The following is a 14,503-nucleotide window of genomic DNA, read 5'->3' as shown; positions in this document are numbered from 1 at the left end:
TGTTTTTAATTTTTGTACATACAAATATGACTATTTAGTTATGTCTAAACATGGTGAACTTTTCAGAAGTTGTTAGAAATTCCGAATTTATTTGACCTTGCATGAAATTAAACCCTGCCATGACCGAAAATTCAATTCATTTGAACTTGCAGTAATGCATAATTATAATTCTTGATTTAAGTAATACGAAGAGTATAAACTCATGTCAAAAAACATATTTTTACATAATGCAATTAATATTACATGAAGAATCTTTTTCAGCACCCCAATGGCTAAAAATTATAGTGTACATTTTGAGCCCTGCTTTAATATTGCTGGGAATTACTTTATTAGTGTTTAAAGATGCAGTCGGGGAGGTTATTTTTTTGGTTCCCTTGATATTTCTAATTGCTGTTTCGATGTTTTTTTATACTAGGCTAAAATTGGTTATTTCCGATAACGGAATTTATTTTACTGGTGGACTGAGGAAACATGTTATTTCCTGGAACGATATTATAAAAGTAGATATGGTTAGATTAGGAAAATACAAAACACCCAAAGTAATCATCCATTATTCTGACAGAAAACTGGAACTGGATAAAGGTTTCTATCTCAAAGTAAAGTTCAGCAAGATTTTATTGCTTTTAGAGACGAAAATTACTCCGGAATTATTTACGGAACAATATCAGGATATCCGCCGTAATATTAAATAATATATCGATTTAGTGATTATTGGCTGTCTTTGCAATGATCTATAAATTTTAACTAGAAACTAGAATTATGCATTCTCAAAAAAATAGCCGCATAATAAAATACAGCTATTTTCTTTCTATAAAAAATGTTTACTAGTTACTTCTTGAGCGTGATATAGATAAGAGATAGACAAGATGGGCAAACATACTTCTTTTCACAGACTCTACTTTGATATCACCAGTTGTCTGATTGATGGTGGTTACCAGGTCCGCATTACATTGCCCGGAGAAGGATCCGCTTCCCAAATAGTTGGCCGCATTCGCAACAGGGTAGGAGATTCTGGGATAATCGGGGGCAACCTGTTCAGCGGCTGTTAGTCCGCCTACATAACCTTTATTATCAATAAAGCGCGCAGCCCAGGTTCCCAAAAACTGTCCATTACCCGTATTAATAGTTTGCCCTACCACGATTTGAGTATCTATTGCCTTCGTAAAACCAGCGCATGAGCTATAATGATTTACACTAACCGTGCAGGAAGAGGCATTATCAGTCGGTTGGAAACATTTTCCTTCATAAACGGTCAGCCTTTGTTCAGCAGGAGACATGGAGGTGTTTAATAATGCTTTCGGAGAGAAAATTTCTTCAGGTGAAACTAACGTTAAAACTCCTTGCGGATCTGCAGCAACTATTTTTCTTTCCGCATTGGCAAGCCCTCTCACCCGAACCAGCCCGTTGACATCCAGGGTATGGGTAGGTGATTCTATATTAATCCCTACCTGTGATTTCACACCGCCGGAAAAGGCTATTGCAACAAAAAATATTAATCCTGTTTTCATCTTATTATTTGAATTTTAATAGTTATTTAGATTTTTCACTAAAGTAAGAAATATTTATAATCTTGAAGATAAATTTCATATAAATTATTTTTGGCAGGAAAAAAATCATGAAAAGTTGAGTCGTGTAATAATTAATTAAAGTAATTGCTATTGAAATAATGAAATACCGCACCTATTTTTAATATCTTACCGTGTAATTGCTTGTTTCCATTTAGTAAATAATTGTATTTTAGCCAAAATATGCAGCTTATTCATAAAAATATAAACAGCTGATTAAAATTCAGACAATCTGAATCAAAAAAATTAGTAGATTTGCACGGAACAAGCCAAAATACTTATTCAGTTTTCTATTTCTAAAGTAGAAGATGAATAAATAACAATAAAATTTGATTAGCTTATAAACTATTAGAAACTATGAAGAAACTTTTTTTACTTCTTTTAACAGCCTTTTTATTTATCGGATGCAGCTCTGATGATGATACTATTTATGATTATATAGGAACATGGTCAGGAAAATATACCGGAAGCGATGATGGAACCTGGAATCTTGTGGTTGCCAGTGACGGAAAGGTAACCGGAACAATGCATTCTACAGTCAATGACGAAAATTATAACATTTCCGGAAATTTAACTGATACCGGAGATCTTACTGCTGTAGTCGGGCTTCCTTCCGATGGAGAATTCAAAGGAACTCTTTCAAGAGAAAAAAATGGAAACGGAAATTGGTCAAATGCTGTTCCTACACCGGCTAGATCCGGAACCTGGACAGGAAACAAACAATAAACAGAAAGCCTGCAGATTAACCTGCAGGCTTTTTTATTTCAATAAATCCCATATGGGTAGTTTCTCCCTTACTTCTAAGCACTAAAAAACAGAGTAGGAGCCCGGCATCCTGAAAATGCCGCCTAAAACGGATTTCTGCATCCTGCTTTACCAAAAGTTGATCTTCAAAATATTCAGCAGAGTATATTTCCAGATCCGGGTGTATGGTGATTATTAATATTTCATCTGCTGGCAGTTTATCCGCTACATTCAGGACCATATCTTCCTTTTCTTCAAAAACAAAAAAATCACTGCTGAAATTCTTTTTATTTCCAAATTTAAATTCCTTGAGAAACGTCATTCCTCTTTCAGTAAGAAGGCCGTTGTGCACGGTTCTTTTTCCTTTCTCTGAAACAGCATCAAAATCCTTAATCGCAGTCATCAGTTTCGCAAACCTTTGGTAGAGCAGAGGCTCACCGGTTTCCTTAATATAGTTTTCAATACAGCTTCGTATCGTTTTTCCTGCTTTCGAACAATGTCCGAATTCAGAACTGTTCTGCCTTACTTTTTCATAAGTAGGACTTTTCTTGAAAGCCGTTTTATTGAATCCACTTTTCTTCCGTACCACATTTTTCCCGTTCAGGCTGTAAAAAACCAGATCGCCTACGCTTCCATTGATCTTTATTAAACTTTCGTACGTTGCCATATCACAAAATTGGACTCAAATATACTAATAAATATATGAAATTATAATTTTAACATATATTTATTATATAGTTGTAGTATAGTTATACTATAGTTAAAATATAAAAATGTATATTTGCCATATAATTAGTTACTTCATTTAAAATCAGATGACTATGATACCGGGATTATTTGAAAAAAACTTAAGAATAAAGCAGCTTTCCGTTCTTATGATTGCCTCTGTTATTGCAGTTTCCTGCGGATCTTCAAAGAAGGTATCTTCCAAAAAAAATACAGGAAATAAAACTGTTGTAAAAACTGAGAATCTCAGAAAACTAGATTCAAAATTTAACGGAAGCATTTCCAGATCAGTCAGCGATATCCTTAAAGATGCTGAAAAATATATCGGAACGCCTTATAGATTTGGAGGAAATACATCTTCAGGTTTTGACTGTTCAGGATTCACCGTAAAAGTTTTTGAAGAAAATGATTTCTCCCTTCCGCGAAGATCATCAGACCAGGCCGATGCTGGTAAAAAGATTGACATCAAGGAAGTAAAGCCCGGAGATCTGCTTTTCTTTGCAACAGCCGGAGGAAGCAGGGTTTCCCATGTAGGTATTGTTCACGATATCGGGGCAGATGGAGAAGTGAAATTCATCCATGCTTCAACTTCAAAAGGGGTGATTATCTCTTCATTAAACGAAAAATACTGGAATAAAGCCTATCTCCATGCTCAGAGAGTACTATAACTAAGACTATTATTTGTGAATAACAGTATGCAGGGTCTGTGACTTAACTTGTATACTATGACAATCTTTTGTATTTTTGGCCTTCAGAACTGTGGGAAGCTGCAGGGATAATTTATACTAAAATCAAACAAGAAACATGTCGTTACAACAAACTATTGAAAACATTTGGGATAATAGAGATTTATTACAGAACGAAGACAGCAAGAAAGCGATAAGAGAAGTTATTTCTTTATTGGATTCAGGAGAACTTCGTGTTGCTGAGCCTACAGAAAACGGATGGCAGGTGAATGAATGGGTGAAGAAAGCCGTGGTAATGTATTTCCCGATTCAGAAGATGGAAACTATTGAAGTAGGTCCGTTTGAATTTCATGACAAAATTCCTTTGAAGAGAAATTATGCTGAAAAAGGAGTAAGAGTTGTACCGCATGCAATTGCCAGAGAAGGATCTTTCGTTGCTTCAGGAGTGATTTTGATGCCGTCTTACGTAAATATCGGAGCTTATGTAGATTCAGGAACTATGGTTGATACCTGGGCAACAGTAGGAAGCTGTGCACAGATCGGTAAAAATGTTCACCTGAGTGGTGGAGTTGGTATCGGTGGTGTATTGGAGCCTTTACAGGCAGCTCCTGTTATCATTGAAGATGATTGTTTTATCGGCTCAAGATGTATCGTTGTAGAAGGTGTTCACGTCGAAAAAGAAGCTGTATTGGGTGCTAATGTTGTACTGACTGCTTCTACAAAAATTATTGACGTTACAGGTGACCAGCCTGTTGAGATCAAAGGAAGAGTTCCTGCCCGTTCAGTAGTAATCCCGGGAAGCTACACAAAACAGTATCCTGCAGGAGAATACCAGGTTCCATGTGCATTGATTATCGGCCAGAGAAAAGAATCTACAGATAAAAAAACATCCCTTAATGATGCTTTAAGAGAGAATAATGTAGCCGTATAAGCTGTGTTTTCTCTAAATTTTAAAGTTTCATTTTAAAATTTATATAATAAACCCTGAATAGTCATTTAGGGTTTATTTTATTTATACCTTTAAACAGTTAAAAAAGCTTATTAAAAACTTTGATATGAAAATTGCCTTCGATGCAAAACGTTTTTTTCACAATACGTCCGGATTGGGCAATTATTCAAGAGACCTTGTCAGGATTCTTTCTCAATACTATCCTGAAAACGAATACCTGCTGCTGAACAAAAACAGTTCAGAGAGAGGTAAAGAAATCCTGGAAAAACCAAATGTCCGGTTTGTATCTACCTCAAAAGGAAATCTTTCCCGACAGCTTAAAATGGGAAAAGATGCCCAAAAACAGGGAGCAGATATATTTCATGGTCTTTCCGGTGAACTTCCGTTGAAATGGGGGAAAGAACCTATCAAAAAAATTGTAACGATCCATGACCTGATCTTTATGAGATATCCGCAGTATTATTCCTTCTTTGACCGGAAAATACACCTGTGGAAATTTAAAAAAGCTGCTTCTTCAGCAGATAAGATCATTGCTATTTCAGAACAGACCAAAAGAGATATTATCACCTATTTAAAAGTTCCTGAAAGCAAAATTGAAGTTATTTACCAGGGGTGCCACAAAGCTTTTAAAGAACAGCAGTCTAATGAATTTACTCAGGAGGTAAAGGGAAAGTTCAGTCTTCCGGAACGATTTATTTTAAACGTTGGAACCATCGAAGACCGTAAAAACCTTCTCAATATTGTTAAAGGAATCAGCGGAACAGATATTCTGCTGGTTGTTGTTGGAAGAAAGACTAAGTATTACAAAAAAGTAGAAACTTTCATCAGGAAGAACAAAATGGAAAAACAGGTGATTTTCCTGGAAGGGGTTTCCATGGATGAATTGGCTGTAATTTACAAACTGGCAGACATCTTTGTGTACCCGAGCTTTTTTGAAGGCTTTGGAATTCCGGTAATAGAGGCCCTTTTTTCAAAGACAGTGACAATCACAAGCAATGCCAGCTGCTTGCCGGAAGCAGGAGGAAAAGACTCCGTTTATATCGATCCTGCCAATTATCTCGATATCGGTGCCAAAATAAAATTTCTCTGGGAAAATGAATCCGAAAGAAAACGCCGTGCAGAAAAGAGTTTCGAGTTTGTTCAGAAATTTAATGACGAGCCTATTGCCAAGCAATTGATGGATCTCTACAAAAAAAATCTGTAAAAAAACTTTGCAGTTTAAAAATAAATCCTACATTTGTACCACAATTCAATACAATGAAACCGAATTTTTTAACACTTCATCATTACTATCATCATCTCTGCTAAGACGGAATTGGTTGATAGAAACATGTGTTAAAATCAAAAAATAATTAAAACCGTCTGAGTAAACAGACGGTTTTTTTGTTTCCCGGATTCTTCCGGATGTATCCAACAGATCAGTTTTCATTTACTCAGATTTATCTTAAAATAATACAATGAGTAAATTAAAAATTGCGATTCAGAAAAGTGGCCGGCTCTACGAAGATTCTCTTCAGCTCCTCAAAGACTGCGGTATTTTTGTTAACAACGGGAAAGACCAGCTAAAAGTTTCCGTAGACAACTTTCCCATGGAGATCATGTATCTCAGAAATTCAGATATTCCACAATACCTTGAAGACGGGGTGGTAGATATTGCCATTGTCGGCGAAAATCTTTTAGCAGAAAAACAGAAAAATATCCAGATTGTCCAGAAGCTTGGATTCTCAAAATGCCGTGTTTCCTTAGCCGTTCCCAAAGATGTGGAAACCGATGATCTTTCCTACTTTCAGGGTAGAAAAATCGCTACCTCTTATCCCAATACTCTTAAAAATTTCCTTGAGGAAAAAGGAATTGCTTCCGATATTCACATTATTTCCGGCTCAGTGGAAATTGCCCCGAATATTGGTCTGGCAGACGGTATCTGTGATATTGTAAGTTCCGGAAGCACACTGTTTAAAAACGGATTAAGGGAAACTGTTACGATTCTGACATCAGAAGCAGTTTTAGCAAAAACCTCTTTACTCGATACTCAAAAAGAAGCCATTCTGGATAAATTCCTGTTCAGAATTAAATCCGTATTAAAAGCCAAAAATTCGAAATATATCCTCATGAATGTTCCTGATGATAAAATAAGCGATATTGCTTCGGTTCTTCCCGTATTGAAAAGCCCTACCGTCATTCCTTTAGCTGAAAAGGGCTGGAGCAGCATCCATTCCGTAATTGACGAAGAAAGATTTTGGGACGTGATTGATGAACTGAAAGAAAACGGAGCCCAGGATATACTCATTATTCCAATCGATAAAATGGTTATTTAATTATGAAAATATACAGATATCCTGAAAGAAAAACATGGACGAATCTTGTACAACGACCTGTTTTTGAGCGTAAAGAAATATCCGGGCTTATTGCAGAAATATTTGAATCTGTCGAAAAATATGGGGATCAGGCACTTGTTCAATTCAATAAAAAATTTGATAAAGCAGTGACTCCACAAATAACAGTTTCAGAAACCGAATTGGCCAATGCAGAAAATGAAATCTCTGAAGATTTAAAGAAGGCTATTCAGCAGGCAAAAGAAAATATTTCAAAATTCCATGCTTCTCAAATTGTAGAAACACAAAAAATTGAAACGGTAAAAGGAGTAATCTGCTGGAGAGAAAACCGTGCAATTGAAAAAGTAGGTATCTATATTCCGGGAGGCACAGCACCTTTATTTTCAACAGTCCTTATGCTTGCAGTACCAGCGAATCTGGCAGGATGTAAAGAGATTATTCTCTGTACGCCACCGGATAGCAAAGGGAATATTAATCCGGCTATTCTGTATGCAGCGAAGCTTTGCGGTATTACAAAAATCTTTAAGACCGGAGGAGCACAGGCCGTTGCAGCGATGGCTCTGGGAACAGAAAGCATCTCAAAAGTGTATAAAATTTTTGGACCCGGAAACCAATTTGTCGTTGCAGCGAAAGAATATGCACAGCGTTATGGTGTGGCGATTGATATGCCTGCGGGTCCCAGTGAAGTTCTTGTTATCGCAGATAATAAAGCCGTTCCCGGGTTCTGTGCAGCAGATCTGCTGTCGCAGGCAGAACACGGAAGTGATAGCCAGGTCGTGTTTATCACCACAGATTATAAGATTTTTACAGAAACCGTTGAAGCCGTTGAAAAGCAGATCAAAAAGCTTCCGAGAAATGAGATAGCCGGTCAGGCGTTGGATCACAGTCTTTTTATTCTGGTCAATTCTATTGATGAAGCTCTGGAATTCAGTAACCTGTACGCTCCGGAACATCTTATTCTTGCGTTGGAAGATTTTAATCAATATGTGCCAATGATTGAAAATGCAGGATCCGTTTTCCTCGGAAATTATTCCTGTGAAAGCGCCGGAGATTATGCCAGCGGAACCAATCATACACTGCCAACCAATGCTTATGCAAAGAATTACAGTGGGGTTTCTCTCGACAGCTTTGTCAAGAAAATCACCTTTCAGCATTTGTCTAAAGAAGGATTAAAGAAAATAGGAAAAACAATTGAAATAATGGCAGAAGCCGAAGGCCTTATTGCCCACAAAAATGCAGTATCTATCAGATTAAAATAATATAATGAAAGAATTTAACCTCAATACTTTAGTAAGAAAAAATATACTGAGCCTACAGCCTTACATCAGTTTCAGAGATAATAACGAATTCAATACTCCTGTAATGCTGGATGCGAATGAATGTCCGTTCGGGGAATTCAACAGGTATCCGGATTCTACACAAAAAAAACTTAAGAAAAAGCTGGCGGAACTTAAAGACGTTTCATCCAATCAGATCGCACTAGGGAACGGAAGCGACGAACTGATCGATCTGATCATCAAAATTTTCTGCGAACCTAAAAAAGATGCTATTCTGATGATGAACCCTTCATTTGCTATGTATGCCTTTTACGCTGCAGTGAATGAAAATGAAGTTCTCAAGCTGGATCTGGATGAAAATTTTGAAATGGTAAAAGATGACTTTTTAAAGATTACAAAAGAACGTGAGATTAAAATTTTCTTCCTGTGCTCACCGAATAATCCGACAGGAAATAGCGTTGAGGATATCGAATTTTTCGTCCAGAACTTTGATGGTATTGTTGTCATTGATGAAGCCTATATTGAGTTTTCAGGAAACAAATCTGGAATTGAACTGCTGAATAAATACTCCAACTTAATTGTTTTGCAGACATTTTCTAAAGCCTGGGGAACAGCCGGAGCGAGAGTAGGAGCTGCTTATGCATCCGAAGAGATTATTCGCCTGATCAATACAGTGAAAGCTCCTTATAATGTGAATGTCCTAAGCCAGGAAGTTATTTTAAACCTTTTGGACGATAAAAATAAGCTTAAGGAAAATGTTGATAGTATACTCAAGGAAAGAGCCTGGCTGGAAGAGCAGTTTAAAGCCATTGAATGTATCGTAAAAGTGTTTCCAACGGATGCCAATTTCTTCCTGATTAAAATGAAAAATGTTGAAGAAGTGTACAATGGAATGCTTGAAAAAGAAATTCTTACCAGTAAAAGAGCACCTGCGATCCCGGACTGTATCAGGATCAACATAGGAACCCGTGAAGAAAACGAAAAATTAATCAATGTGTTAAAAGCAATTGCATCATGAAAAAAGTACTCTTTATAGACCGTGACGGAACTCTTATTATAGAACCGCCCGAAGATTTTCAGGTAGATTCGCTGGAAAAGCTTGAATTTTATCCCGGAGTTTTTCAGAACCTTTCCAAAATTGTTAGGGAAATGGATTACGAATTGGTGATGGTAACCAATCAGGATGGTTTAGGAACAGAAAGTTTTCCCTATGAAGATTTTATCAAACCACAGGAAAAAATGCTGAAGACCTTTGAAAACGAAGGAATTATTTTCAGTGATATTCTGATCGACAAAAGTTTTGAGCATGAAAACCTTCCTACGAGAAAACCTGGCATTGGAATGCTTTCAAAATACATTTACGGAAGTTATAACCTTGAAAATTCTTACGTTATCGGAGATAGGATGACAGATGTTCAACTTGCTCAAAATTTGGGAACTAAAGCTATTTTTATCAATGAAAGCTTTAATGAAAATGTTGCACTTACAACAACAGATTGGTCTGAGATCTATCGCTTTTTAAAGCAGGAATCAAGAAAGGCTAAAGTCTACAGAAAGACCAATGAAACTGAAATTGATATTGAAATAGATCTCAACGGGAAGGGAATTGCAGAAATTTCAACGGGGCTTCATTTTTTTGATCATATGCTGGACCAAATCGCCAGACACGGAAATTTAGATCTTAAAATTAAAGTTAAAGGAGATCTTAATGTGGATGAGCATCACACCATTGAAGATACAGGAATTGCTTTAGGAGAGGCTTTTCTAAAAGCTCTGGGTAATAAAAAAGGGATTGAAAGATACGGGTTTCTGCTTCCGATGGACGATTGTCTTGCTCAGGCTGCCATTGATTTCGGGGGCCGGCCATGGATCGTCTGGGATGTTGATTTCAAAAGAGAAAAAATAGGAGATGTCCCGACAGAAATGTTTTTTCACTTTTTCAAATCATTTACAGATTCTTCAAAATCCAATCTGAACATCAAAGCGGAAGGCAGTAACGAGCACCACAAAATAGAAGCTGTTTTCAAAGCATTTGCAAAAGCCGTTAAAATGGCGGTGAACCAGTCGGACAGCAGTTTTAATTTACCATCAACTAAAGGAAGCTTATAATATGATTGCACTAATAAAATATAACGGGGGGAATGTAAGCTCGGTCCAGAATGCTTTGGCCAGGCTCGGTATTGATTCCATCATTACAGATGATCCTGAACTCATTTTAAAAGCTGATAAAGTTATTTTTCCGGGTGTTGGGGAAGCTTCTTCAACAATGAAAGTCCTTAAGGAAAAAGGTCTTGATACACTTATTCCAAGTTTGAAACAGCCTGTTTTGGGAATCTGCCTGGGAATGCAGCTGATGTGTGGTGATAATGAAGAGGGTAACACAAAAGGAATAGGAATTTTTGATGTGGAAGTTAAACAGTTTCCGCCCGAAAATCTGGTTCCCCATATGGGCTGGAATACTATTTCCGAGCTGAAATCTCCACTTTTTTCAGGAATTGAAGATAACAGTGATCTTTACTTTGTTCACAGCTATTATTGTGGGCAATCAGCGTCTACCGCTGCGGTATGTGACTATATTCTGCCGTTCAGTGCTTCCTTGCAGAAAGATAATTTTTTTGCGGTACAGTTTCACCCGGAAAAATCTGGGGTAACGGGCAGCAGAATATTAAACAACTTTATAAAATTGTAAATGATGAAAATTATTCCAGCTATTGATATTATTGACGGAAAATGTGTCCGCCTATCAAAAGGAGATTATGCTACCAAAAAAATATACAGTGAAGATCCTGTAGAGACTGCCAAAGAATTCGAAAGCTTTGGAATCGAATTTCTTCACCTTGTTGACCTTGACGGAGCTAAATCTAAGCATATCGTGAACCAAAAAGTCCTGGAAAATATAGCCAGGGAAACCTCTCTTCATATTGATTTTGGAGGTGGATTAAAGACCGGGGATGACATAGAAATTGCTTTTAATTCAGGAGCAAAGCAGATCACCCTTGGTAGCATTGCCGTACAGGACCCGGAATTCTGTTTTGAAATGATTCAAAAATATGGCAATGACAAGATCATTTTAGGGGCTGACTGTGAGAACAGAAAGATCAAAATGTCCGGATGGCTGGAAGAAAGTACTTTAGATATCATAGGCTTTCTCCTTCAGTATCAGGAAAAAGGAATCAGCCAAACGATCTGTACCGATATTTCAAAAGATGGAATGCTGGAGGGGCCATCTACAGATCTGTACAAAGAAATATTGGGTAAAACCTCAGTAAAGCTTACGGCCAGCGGTGGAATTTCCTGTATGGAAGATGTATACAGCATGAAGGAAATCGGATGTTCAGGAACAATTATCGGGAAGGCTATCTATGAGGGAAAAATAAGTTTACCACAACTTCAGAAATTTATTGAAAATGCTTAAAAAAAGAATCATTCCCTGTCTGGATATTAAAGACGGAACAACGGTAAAAGGAATTAATTTTGAAGGGCTCCGGAATGCCGGAGATCCTGTAGAGCTTGCTGTAAAATACGAAATGGAAGGGGCTGATGAGCTGGTTTTTCTGGATATTACGGCAACTCTGGAAGACAGAAAAACATTTGCAGACCTGGTAAAGAAAATTGCCCGGGAATTGAGCATCCCATTTACAGTAGGTGGCGGAATTTCTTCTGTGGATGACGTTAGGAAGCTTCTGGAAGCCGGAGCAGACAAAATCAGCATCAATTCTTCTGCCGTTAAAAACCCGCAGCTGATCTATGAGCTTGCCAAAGAATTCGGAAGCCAATGTGTGGTTGTAGCTGTTGATACCCGGTTTACAGACGGATCAGATCTTGTATACGTCAGAGGTGGAAAACAGGCTACCAGCTTAAATACTGTAAACTGGGCAAAGGAAGCAGCTTCTTTGGGAGCCGGAGAAATCTTGTTGACCTCGATGGATGGTGACGGAACAAAAAACGGATTTGATATCCGCATCACGAAGCTGGTTTCGGAAGCTGTTTCTATCCCTGTGATTGCTTCAGGAGGAGCTGGAAGCGCAGATGATTTCATTAAAGTATTTGATGAAACAAAAGCAACAGGAGCTCTGGCAGCCAGTATTTTCCATTTCAATGAAGTGCCCATTCAGGAATTAAAACAATACTTAAAAAATCAAAAAATACCCGTACGATGAAAATAGATTTTGATAAAAATAACGGACTTGTCCCGGTCATTATCCAGGACAGCAGAACACAGCAAGTACTCATGTTAGGTTACATGAATGAGGAAGCTTATAAAAAGACGGAAAAGGAAGGTATTGTCACCTTTTTCAGCCGTTCTAAAAACAGGCTTTGGACTAAGGGAGAAGAATCGGGCAATTTTCTGACCGTAAAAAACATAAGTATAGATTGTGATCAGGACACCATTTTGATTCAGGCCGTTCCTACAAATACAGTCTGCCATACCGGAAGCTTCAGCTGTTTCGGTGAAAAAGAAAGCAAAGGATTTTTATATGAATTAGAAGCAAAAATTGCTAAAAGAATAGATCATAAGAGAGAAGGCTCCTATACCTATTCCCTTTATCAGAGAGGCATCAATAAAATGGCTCAGAAAGTAGGAGAGGAAGCTGTAGAACTGGTTATTGAAGCCAAAGACAGCAATGATGATCTTTTTAAGAACGAAGCGGCAGATCTGCTTTACCATTTCCTGATCCTGCTTAAGGCAAAAGGATTTGAGATGGAGGATATTGAGACCATTCTTCTAAGCAGGGATAAATAGACAGGGAAAGTGTACACTGTGGGAAGAATAAAACGAAGGCTTAGTCGAATCGACCAGAAATCGATTCCGCCTTTGCAACCCTTAAGAATATATGGGTTCGGTTTAAGAAATATTGATCGTATCTGTCTCCATACTAATCCAGGAATAGTTTATTAGAAAAGGAAATTAAAAAACTGACCTATAGTTTTGATTTTAAATTCAAATTAGATTAAATTAAAAAGCAGGAAAGATTTTTCCTGCTCACATTTCATATTTAATTTTTCAATTATCTTTCAATCAGAATTTTTCGTACAGCAGTCTGTCCATCAGCTTTAATAACGCCAATATAAGCTCCTGCGGCCAGTCCTGAAACATTGACTGTCTTTTCATTAGCCGCCTTAAGAAGTGATTTTCCTGAAAGATCTGTAATTTCGAAACTGAAATCTTTTCTGCCGGTATCGGGAAGCTCAATATTGATGGTATCTTTAGAAGGATTGGGATAAATGGATAGGGTTGTTTCAAGAGAATGATTTGAAGCGGTTTCCTTTGCTCCCAGTACGATGGAACTTACCGAAGTGGCAACTGCAAAATGCTGTAGTGCTCCAACCGTTGCTTTTCCTATTTTGTAAATATAAACAGGATCTGTATTGGCAAAAGTATCATCAATGGAATGCGGGTAAGTACTTCTTATTCTTTCAAAAAAGCCAGTGATCACTTCTCCTTTTCTTTCAAATGGGATGTAATCTGTATCCTCTGCAGGATCCACAGCCGTCAGAAGAGGGGAATATAGTGCCGTACAGTTTCTGAGCTGCTGCGTTACTGCTGCCGAAGCAGCATTATTGCTAGTTGGCCCAGCCTGATCCTGATCACAATATACCGTATTATTGTTGTTGCCCATAACACCGCCTACCTGGTCAAGATTGAATACCAGCTTGATGTCCAATACCCTTGTCCCGTTCTGATAAGCTACATTATTAGCGTAATGGGTGCTTCCTCTCAATCCCTGTTCCTCACCGGAAAAATGGATGAATTTAATTGAATATTCCGTAGGAACATCTTTTAAAATCTTTGCAGCTTCTAAAATAATAGAGGTTCCGCTTCCATTATCATTCACCCCAGGACCGTAGATACTGTCAAAATGCCCGCAGATGATCACATACTTATTAGGGTAAACCGTTCCTGTTTTAGTAATGACCAGATTTTTAGAACTTGTACTCCCAAATGTGAAAGGATCTTCTACGATCTGGCTGGCAGAATATCCAAATGAAGTATACTTATTTTTCAGCCAGGTTAATGCATTGGCATTTTGGAGTGAACCCGTAGTTTTGATGCCCAGGTTTGAGAACTGCTGTAAATTCGTGGTAATATTGGTTTGTGAAACCAGATTGGCCCTGTCCTGATAAGCCTGTATAAAAGTCTGGGCCTTACTGCTGAATACTGCAAGACAAACAGACAGCATGGTGATTGTTTTTTTCATTTTAATTAGTTTAAGATTGTGGT

Annotated in this window: 16 protein-coding genes; 13 read left to right on the top strand and 3 right to left on the bottom strand. The window is 37.6% G+C overall.

Features of this window, described 5'->3' with window-relative positions:
• Positions 1-227 precede the first annotated feature (227 nt).
• Positions 228-692 (top strand): hypothetical protein, encoded by a 465-nt coding sequence (locus V6R96_RS14010; RefSeq protein WP_336379414.1) that lies wholly within the window; start codon positions 228-230, stop codon positions 690-692.
• Between the two features lie 132 nt (positions 693-824).
• Here V6R96_RS14010 and V6R96_RS14005 read toward each other — a convergent pair whose 3' ends face one another.
• Positions 825-1,508 carry a hypothetical protein gene (locus V6R96_RS14005; RefSeq protein WP_111953250.1) on the bottom strand — a complete coding sequence of 228 codons (684 nt, stop codon included), beginning with the start codon at positions 1,506-1,508 and terminating at the stop codon, positions 825-827.
• 414 nt (positions 1,509-1,922) lie between these two features.
• Between V6R96_RS14005 and V6R96_RS14000 the strand changes: the two genes are divergently transcribed.
• Positions 1,923-2,291, top strand: coding sequence for a hypothetical protein (locus V6R96_RS14000; protein WP_111953252.1), 369 nt, complete (start codon positions 1,923-1,925; stop codon positions 2,289-2,291).
• Positions 2,292-2,307: 16 nt separating this feature from the next.
• Here V6R96_RS14000 and V6R96_RS13995 read toward each other — a convergent pair whose 3' ends face one another.
• Positions 2,308-2,976, bottom strand: a complete 669-nt coding sequence (locus V6R96_RS13995) for a hypothetical protein (RefSeq protein ID WP_336379415.1) — start codon at positions 2,974-2,976, stop codon at positions 2,308-2,310.
• A gap of 154 nt (positions 2,977-3,130) precedes the next feature.
• On the opposite strand from V6R96_RS13995, the gene V6R96_RS13990 reads away from it, so the two are divergent.
• The 11 genes from V6R96_RS13990 (at position 3,131) to hisIE (ending at position 13,024) form a co-directional block, all read left to right on the top strand.
• Positions 3,131-3,703, top strand: a complete 573-nt coding sequence (locus tag V6R96_RS13990) for a C40 family peptidase (protein WP_223559553.1) — start codon at positions 3,131-3,133, stop codon at positions 3,701-3,703.
• A 136-nt stretch (positions 3,704-3,839) separates the two neighbouring features.
• On the top strand, positions 3,840-4,652 hold the full coding sequence (locus tag V6R96_RS13985) for a 2,3,4,5-tetrahydropyridine-2,6-dicarboxylate N-succinyltransferase (RefSeq protein WP_111953256.1): 813 nt from the start codon (positions 3,840-3,842) through the stop codon (positions 4,650-4,652).
• A 124-nt stretch (positions 4,653-4,776) separates the two neighbouring features.
• Complete coding sequence (locus V6R96_RS13980; protein WP_336379416.1) at positions 4,777-5,874, top strand: glycosyltransferase family 1 protein; 1,098 nt, start codon at positions 4,777-4,779, stop codon at positions 5,872-5,874.
• A gap of 253 nt (positions 5,875-6,127) precedes the next feature.
• Positions 6,128-6,985, top strand: a complete 858-nt coding sequence (gene hisG, locus V6R96_RS13975; protein WP_223559551.1) for an ATP phosphoribosyltransferase — start codon at positions 6,128-6,130, stop codon at positions 6,983-6,985.
• Between the two features lie 2 nt (positions 6,986-6,987).
• The gene (gene hisD / locus V6R96_RS13970; RefSeq protein ID WP_336379417.1) at positions 6,988-8,262 is read left to right on the top strand and encodes a histidinol dehydrogenase; all 1,275 of its coding nucleotides are present in this window, start codon (positions 6,988-6,990) and stop codon (positions 8,260-8,262) included.
• A gap of 4 nt (positions 8,263-8,266) precedes the next feature.
• Entirely contained in the window at positions 8,267-9,298 is a 1,032-nt protein-coding gene (hisC, locus tag V6R96_RS13965) for a histidinol-phosphate transaminase (protein ID WP_336379418.1), read from the top strand.
• Positions 9,295-10,389 (top strand): bifunctional histidinol-phosphatase/imidazoleglycerol-phosphate dehydratase HisB, encoded by a 1,095-nt coding sequence (hisB, locus tag V6R96_RS13960; protein ID WP_336379419.1) that lies wholly within the window; start codon positions 9,295-9,297, stop codon positions 10,387-10,389. Before hisC ends, hisB begins: the two co-directional genes overlap by 4 nt.
• 1 nt (position 10,390) lies before the next feature.
• Positions 10,391-10,969, top strand: coding sequence for an imidazole glycerol phosphate synthase subunit HisH (hisH, locus tag V6R96_RS13955; protein ID WP_336379420.1), 579 nt, complete (start codon positions 10,391-10,393; stop codon positions 10,967-10,969).
• A gap of 3 nt (positions 10,970-10,972) precedes the next feature.
• Complete coding sequence (gene hisA, locus V6R96_RS13950) at positions 10,973-11,695, top strand: 1-(5-phosphoribosyl)-5-[(5-phosphoribosylamino)methylideneamino]imidazole-4-carboxamide isomerase (RefSeq protein ID WP_336379539.1); 723 nt, start codon at positions 10,973-10,975, stop codon at positions 11,693-11,695.
• Positions 11,688-12,440 carry an imidazole glycerol phosphate synthase subunit HisF gene (gene hisF, locus V6R96_RS13945; protein ID WP_336379421.1) on the top strand — a complete coding sequence of 251 codons (753 nt, stop codon included), beginning with the start codon at positions 11,688-11,690 and terminating at the stop codon, positions 12,438-12,440. Before hisA ends, hisF begins: the two co-directional genes overlap by 8 nt.
• Positions 12,437-13,024, top strand: coding sequence for a bifunctional phosphoribosyl-AMP cyclohydrolase/phosphoribosyl-ATP diphosphatase HisIE (hisIE, locus tag V6R96_RS13940; protein ID WP_336379422.1), 588 nt, complete (start codon positions 12,437-12,439; stop codon positions 13,022-13,024). Before hisF ends, hisIE begins: the two co-directional genes overlap by 4 nt.
• A 265-nt stretch (positions 13,025-13,289) precedes the next feature.
• On the opposite strand, the gene V6R96_RS13935 is transcribed toward hisIE, so the two are convergent.
• Positions 13,290-14,480, bottom strand: coding sequence for a M28 family peptidase (locus tag V6R96_RS13935; RefSeq protein WP_336379423.1), 1,191 nt, complete (start codon positions 14,478-14,480; stop codon positions 13,290-13,292).
• Positions 14,481-14,503 lie beyond the last annotated feature (23 nt).

The sequence above is a fragment of the Chryseobacterium sp. CCNWLW53 genome (assembly GCF_037083525.1).
GTDB lineage: Bacteria > Bacteroidota > Bacteroidia > Flavobacteriales > Weeksellaceae > Chryseobacterium > Chryseobacterium lathyri.
This window is presented reverse-complemented; position numbering and strand designations above follow the sequence as displayed.

What these genes read in the sequence shown, in the direction of transcription:
- hisIE (WP_336379422.1), top strand. Translation starts at nt 12,437, where the DNA reads ATGAAAATAGATTTTGATAAAAATAACGGACTTGTCCCGGTCATTATC.
- hisD (WP_336379417.1), top strand. Translation starts at nt 6,988, where the DNA reads ATGAAAATATACAGATATCCTGAAAGAAAAACATGGACGAATCTTGTA.
- V6R96_RS14000 (WP_111953252.1), top strand. Translation starts at nt 1,923, where the DNA reads ATGAAGAAACTTTTTTTACTTCTTTTAACAGCCTTTTTATTTATCGGA.
- hisH (WP_336379420.1), top strand. Translation starts at nt 10,391, where the DNA reads ATGATTGCACTAATAAAATATAACGGGGGGAATGTAAGCTCGGTCCAG.
- V6R96_RS13935 (WP_336379423.1), bottom strand. Translation starts at nt 14,480, where the DNA reads ATGAAAAAAACAATCACCATGCTGTCTGTTTGTCTTGCAGTATTCAGC.
- V6R96_RS13995 (WP_336379415.1), bottom strand. Translation starts at nt 2,976, where the DNA reads ATGGCAACGTACGAAAGTTTAATAAAGATCAATGGAAGCGTAGGCGAT.
- hisA (WP_336379539.1), top strand. Translation starts at nt 10,973, where the DNA reads ATGAAAATTATTCCAGCTATTGATATTATTGACGGAAAATGTGTCCGC.
- hisB (WP_336379419.1), top strand. Translation starts at nt 9,295, where the DNA reads ATGAAAAAAGTACTCTTTATAGACCGTGACGGAACTCTTATTATAGAA.
- hisF (WP_336379421.1), top strand. Translation starts at nt 11,688, where the DNA reads ATGCTTAAAAAAAGAATCATTCCCTGTCTGGATATTAAAGACGGAACA.
- hisG (WP_223559551.1), top strand. Translation starts at nt 6,128, where the DNA reads ATGAGTAAATTAAAAATTGCGATTCAGAAAAGTGGCCGGCTCTACGAA.
- V6R96_RS14010 (WP_336379414.1), top strand. Translation starts at nt 228, where the DNA reads ATGCAATTAATATTACATGAAGAATCTTTTTCAGCACCCCAATGGCTA.
- V6R96_RS13990 (WP_223559553.1), top strand. Translation starts at nt 3,131, where the DNA reads ATGATACCGGGATTATTTGAAAAAAACTTAAGAATAAAGCAGCTTTCC.
- V6R96_RS13980 (WP_336379416.1), top strand. Translation starts at nt 4,777, where the DNA reads ATGAAAATTGCCTTCGATGCAAAACGTTTTTTTCACAATACGTCCGGA.
- V6R96_RS13985 (WP_111953256.1), top strand. Translation starts at nt 3,840, where the DNA reads ATGTCGTTACAACAAACTATTGAAAACATTTGGGATAATAGAGATTTA.
- V6R96_RS14005 (WP_111953250.1), bottom strand. Translation starts at nt 1,508, where the DNA reads ATGAAAACAGGATTAATATTTTTTGTTGCAATAGCCTTTTCCGGCGGT.
- hisC (WP_336379418.1), top strand. Translation starts at nt 8,267, where the DNA reads ATGAAAGAATTTAACCTCAATACTTTAGTAAGAAAAAATATACTGAGC.